Origin of the sequence: Neptuniibacter sp., from assembly GCF_024231755.1 — a bacterium.
Lineage (GTDB): Bacteria > Pseudomonadota > Gammaproteobacteria > Pseudomonadales > Balneatricaceae > Neptuniibacter.
Window position 1 is genome coordinate 21,434 of sequence record NZ_JAAEQH010000167.1, and the last position, 6,000, is coordinate 27,433.

General features: G+C 40.5%; 1 protein-coding gene (running past one end of the window). It reads left to right on the forward strand.

The features are described 5' to 3' along the window. Positions 1-6,000 carry part of the coding region annotated (locus GY843_RS08950; protein ID WP_297308727.1) for a DUF2341 domain-containing protein on the forward strand (this coding region is incomplete at both ends). The annotated region extends 21,433 nt beyond the left edge of the window, so 6,000 of the 27,433 annotated nt are shown.

Consider the following 6,000-nt stretch of genomic DNA (forward strand, 5'->3'; position numbering starts at 1 on the left):
CAACAATATTATCTATGGTGGTTCAATCGGTATTCAGATAAAAGCTGGTACTGCATATAATAATACCGTGTATGATTGTAATACGGGTATACGTACCTACTATACATCAACTACAGCTAAGAATAATCTTGTTCTAGGATGCACTACGTGTTATGACGTAAGCAGTACTACTTGGGCAGCAGGCAGTGATTATAATATTGATTCCGATGGATCAACTGCACCTGGTGCTAATTCTCTGCATGGAAAACTAGTTGCTGATAATTTTGTCTCAACAACGGTTGGTGCTGAAGATTTACATATTAAGCTTGGTGCCGATGCCATTAATGCTGGCGAAAATTTATCCGGAACATTTACCGATGATATTGATGGTCAGTATCGCTCTGGAGCATGGGATTGTGGTGCAGATCAATTACCGACGCAGATTTATTATTCGGTAGGAACAGATAGTGGAGATTTAGCAACACCTGGTTCGATAATTAATATTGCCTCAGGAATTGCTACTGTTGATACTCAGCCCGATAATGTTGGCGTTGGTGATAAGATTACCTATGATACCTCTGAGATTGCCTATATTTCCCAAAGAATTGATTCCACACATTATAAAGTTCTCACTGCTACCGGTGATCTTCCCGCTGATGAAGCAGGTAGTCCTGGCATTAACACTATTACCCGTGCTTTCAATGCACTTGACGATGCAGTGGATGCAGATGATGGTGGAGTTTGTGCTTCTGATGTCGATCACCTTAATCTTACGGACTTAGCTGCTAATAATTATGTTTTAAATATTCCATGCTATAACGATACAGTAAATGATACTGCGCCGGCTTTAGTAACCGGTTGGACAACTGACCAGGATCAGTATGTTAATATTTATACGCCTATTGTAGCCAGTGAAGTGGGCGCCACTCAAAGGCACAGAGGTATAGCTGACACTGGATATGTAATCGAGCCTTCTATTACTGGACACGGTGTTCAAATAATGGATGATTATACTCGCGTTGAAGGTATTGAGGTAACTAATTGGACTACTAATTCCGGGGGCAGTAGAGACGGTATCAATATTCGGGGAGATAATTGCTTAATTGATTCTGTGATTGTACATGATGATGGCCACGGCACAGAAGGCAACTCGGATGCGCATGGTATTTGTGTTGAGGCAGATAATATTACTGCTACAGTGCGCAACAGTATTGTATATGATATTGCCCGTGCGGGTATTACTATTCATGACGTTGATGACTGCGTGCTTAATGTTGAAAACTGTACAGTGTATAAGGTTGTAACATCAGAGCCTAATCCTGAAATTTATGGTTGTATCTCAATGCGTCCGAACAACAATACGATCAATGCCATTAATTGTATTGCGATGAATACTGTGCTTGGCCCCAGCGACTTTTTTGAACCGGGTGGAGCAGGTAATAGCTGGGGCAATTCGAATTACAATATTACTTCGGATACTTCAGCGGAAGGAACAAATACTTTACAGAGTAAGACTTCTTATTCCTCATACTTTGTGAATGTAACGGATGGCAGTGAAAATCTTCATATACAAGACACAACTGGTGATGGTGGCGTATTTGGTCCGACAGGATTGTCAGGAAATTCGCTTAGTACATTCACCGTTGATATTGATGATGAGACAAGGAATGATTGGGATGTTGGCGCGGATGAATATAGAGTACTAGCTACAATATCTTCGGCTAATGACCAGAATTTATTTGTGAGTGATCCGACAACAGCTATCGCGGAAATCACGATCACTGCGAATGAAGACAGCCAAATTACAATAGCTGATGATATTATCATCAAGATTCCAGCTTCCTTTAATATGGAGTGGGATACTTCAGATACTGATTGCACTTTGAATGGTACGGCTTCCGGCAGTGCAAGCACAACAGTTTCTTACCTTAATAATAAGACAATGAGAGTCGATGTTACTACAGACTTTGCCGGTGGGGAAACTTTACTTATTTCTGACTTAAGCTTTACTAACTTTACGGCAACGTCCGCAGATGATAACTTAGAACTTTCCACTAATGGCGGTACGATTTATAGGGCAGAGGATGATAAGACAATTACGATTGGTAATAGTATTTTTTCTAATGGCACAGGTGGCGGTAACTGGAATACTACCGGCACATGGAACGGGGGATCTGTGCCGGGTCCGGATGACAGAGTTGTGATTGCCGGTGGTGATGCAGTTACGTTTGATCGCGAAGATGCGACAACTACATGTGCCGGTATTAATATTGACGAAGGCGGCACATTAGATTTTGATACCACAGCCGATCGCACAATGATTATTGATGGAGATATTAATGTTTATGGTACCTTGACTATGCGTGCAGACGGCGGAGATACTTCAACCATAAAATTCGAATGTGAAACCAATGCTCAATTTGGAATAATTGTTGATAGCACTGGGTTCCTGGATGTACAGGGAGATGCGTTTGACGATCAGAATTGTGTGATCACAGCCGCAACACAGGATGGAGTACATAATGCATATATTTATGCCCAGGCGGATTCTGAGATAATTTTAAAATATGCTGAAATAAGTTATATGGGAGAGAATAGTGCTAACAAGTATGGTATTTATGCGACAGGTATAGATAATGACACAGCAGGCGAACTATTATTTATAGAGCATTCACTTATTCATAATAATTATCGTGGGATAGCTATTCAGTCATCTTCCGATTTACTAATTAAGGCGAATGATATTTATTCTAATGTAAACGATGGTGTATATATTCAGGGATCAACTAATTCGTTGATTATTAATAATGCAATTTATAATAACGGAGCAAATGGGTTGACGTTCTGGGCATCTACAACTGGCGGCCATACAGTTTCAGGTAATATGTTACATAATAATGTGTCGGTTGGGATCAATTTAGGCGATGCAGACAATAATTATTTTTACAACAATACCATAAGCAGTAATGATGTGCATGGTATTGTTGTCAGTCAAGGCTCGACTGGGAATGTATTTAAGAATAACATTCTTTATGACAATGCTACAGGAGCCGGGGGATGTGAGTATTATATTTCTAATGATTCTCAGCCAGGATTTGTTTCAGAGTATAATAATATTTATAATAACGTGAGAGATGTTGGTTTCTGGAGCGGATCATATTACAGCACTGTTGCTGCATGGAATACTGCTTCTTCTCAAGATGCTAATTCGATAACTTCAGATCCTAGCTTTATTTCGGTTGATCCGGCAAATATTGATTTCTTGTATTTGTCTGCAGATAGCCCGGCATTAGGTGCAGGTGTGGATATTGTTGCCGGAACTGTTCCGGGAACAGTGAATATGGGCGGCCGCTTGGGGTATGTAAAGAATAGTACCGATACCGATAATGTGGAATATAACTTCATGCAGCAAGCGCATGATGATGATACTAACTTAGAACAGCCGGTAACCGAAGCCAATACAATTACTACATATGCAGTAGATGAAGCGTCTAGTAAAGTTAATTCTACGATTACCGTTGCCGGTTATTATGAATACTTTACCGCTGTGGATAATATTATTGCTAATGATAATGAATATGAAGGATGTTATATCTATATTACTTCAGGCCGGAACAAAGGCAGACATTATTTAATAACTCATACAATTGCAGCTAGTGATACAATTTATATTCTGCCTATATCTGGTGATGATAGTTTTAATATCGGTGATGGATTTATCATTTTTGATAGAACGTATGCTCGAGAGGGCCTCGTTGGAGGTGCGAATGTACGTCTGTCCAAAGATGGTACAGCCACTTATCCGATTACTTGGAATACTAGTGGTACAGTATTTATCAATGCGAAATACACAGTAGACCCTGGAATAGTGTTGTGGGCTCCAAATTATAATATTATTGATGGTTTTGTTGTTGGAGAATCTAACACCTCTGGATTATGGGGTCTTAGCGTTACTAATACAATAATCAAGAATAATCTTTTTTGCGATGGTAGCGTCAACCAGGGAATAGCGGCCAATAGCTGGTCTGATTGCGTATTAATTAATAACATTACTTGTCGTAATCCAGAAGGTATCCGATTATACAATGGTTCGAATAAGAATACTCTTATCTCTAATGTTTCCTATTCCAACTCAACTTATGGTATTAGGGTGATTAGTAGTGGCGCTGGCCACAATAATACTTTGATTTCTAATATTTCACATTCTAACAATTATCGAGGCTTTGACCTAACTAGTACATCAGATAACGCGTTGCGCAAAAATATTGCGTTTAATAATAGATATCCAGGAATTAGGATTACTGGCGGAGCGGATAATATCATCACTAATAATATCTGCGTTGATAATACTGGTTCAGGAATATCCTCTGATAGTTCTTCCACAAATCCCGTTATCAGAAATAACATCCTCTCCTATAATGATGACTACGGTATTAATGATATTGATGACCTCTCAGAGCCGATAAACTCTCACAATGATCTTTTTGGTAATACCTTAGGTACATCAAATCAGATTGCAGAAGGCGCAGGTACGATTAATGCTGCTCCTAATTTCTATGCAAGCTATTCTGCCACTTCTGATGGAGCTGGCAACTCGACCACTACTCTTGTTGAAACTGGAGCAGGATGGACTGCTGGTGAGTGGATTGGTTATGTAGTTTGGTTGACAGGTGATGATACCTTTAGAAGTATTTGTAATAATACAGTCGATACCTTAATTATTGATGATAGTTGGTCTGCTGCTCCCAATAGCGCTGCCTTTAGGATTATTGACTGGCATGTTGCCACAGATTCACCAGTATTAGGTGTGGGTGCGGATGCAGCTGGTGTAGCAAATAGCGCAGTGAATATGGGAAGTGAACTCGGGCTTGTAGTCAATGATGACCAGACTAATCCTGATATTAAGTTTAACTGGATTTATGCTGCTGAGGATGGAGCGAATATTGATGCTGGAGATACGGTAACTATCTATGCAGTTGATGAAGGCATTGCTACTATGTCCCTAACTGATCCCCATACAGATAATGGTCCTACTGTCACTCTTACCTTAACTGAAGCAGATGTAGTTACTTTTGACAATCAGTATGACGGTCGGTATGTATATATGACGTCTGGTGGGAATAGTGGTAAGTACTTCCTGATTACCGAAACAGTTGACGATACGCCAGACTCTCTTACGCTATATGTTGATAGCCTCGCTGGGTTTGGCGCTTCCGATGCCTTTACCATTGTTGACCGTGTGTATCCGGAAATAAAATATTCATCGGCAAACTTTAGATTACTTACCGAAGGTGCACCGAATAACTGGGTTACCTGGGATACTAGTGATACAGTTATTGTTGATGCCCAGAGCCAAGTAGACTTCAACGTCTTTGCTGAAACCGCACCTGCCTTGGACAAAACAAGATTAAGCGATTCAATAGTACTTCTTAACTACAATACAACTGATCTTGGTGGTGAGCCAATTACTAACCAGGCTGATAACTATTATAAGTGGGGCGATGCTGATCCGCCTGCAATTAGCGCGTTATCAGTAAATCCAAATAGTGGTACTTCTGGAGTTGGAGACACAGTAGTATTAAATATTACAGCTGATGCAGCCGGGTATACCGCGAGCGCGATAAGCGTGAACAGTGTAGATGTAACAGCGTCGAACTTCCAGGATTTAGGCGCGGGAGCATATTCCGTAGATTATATAATAAGTGAAGGTGATGCCGATGTAAGCTCCGGCGCGATCACCGCAAGTGTAGTTTTAAGTGATGCAGCTACTAATACGAACATCGCATTTACCACCGTAGATGCGAATACACTAGTAATTGATGCGAACACACCAGTAGTAAGCGCGTTATCAGTTAATCCAAATAGCGGCACTTCCGGAGTAAGCGATACCGTAACGTTAAATATCACAGCTGATACTGCAGGATACACAGCAAGTGCGATTACTGTAAACAGTGTAGATGTAACAGCGTCCAACTTCCAAGACTTAGGCGCGGGAGCATATTCCGTAGATTATATAATAAG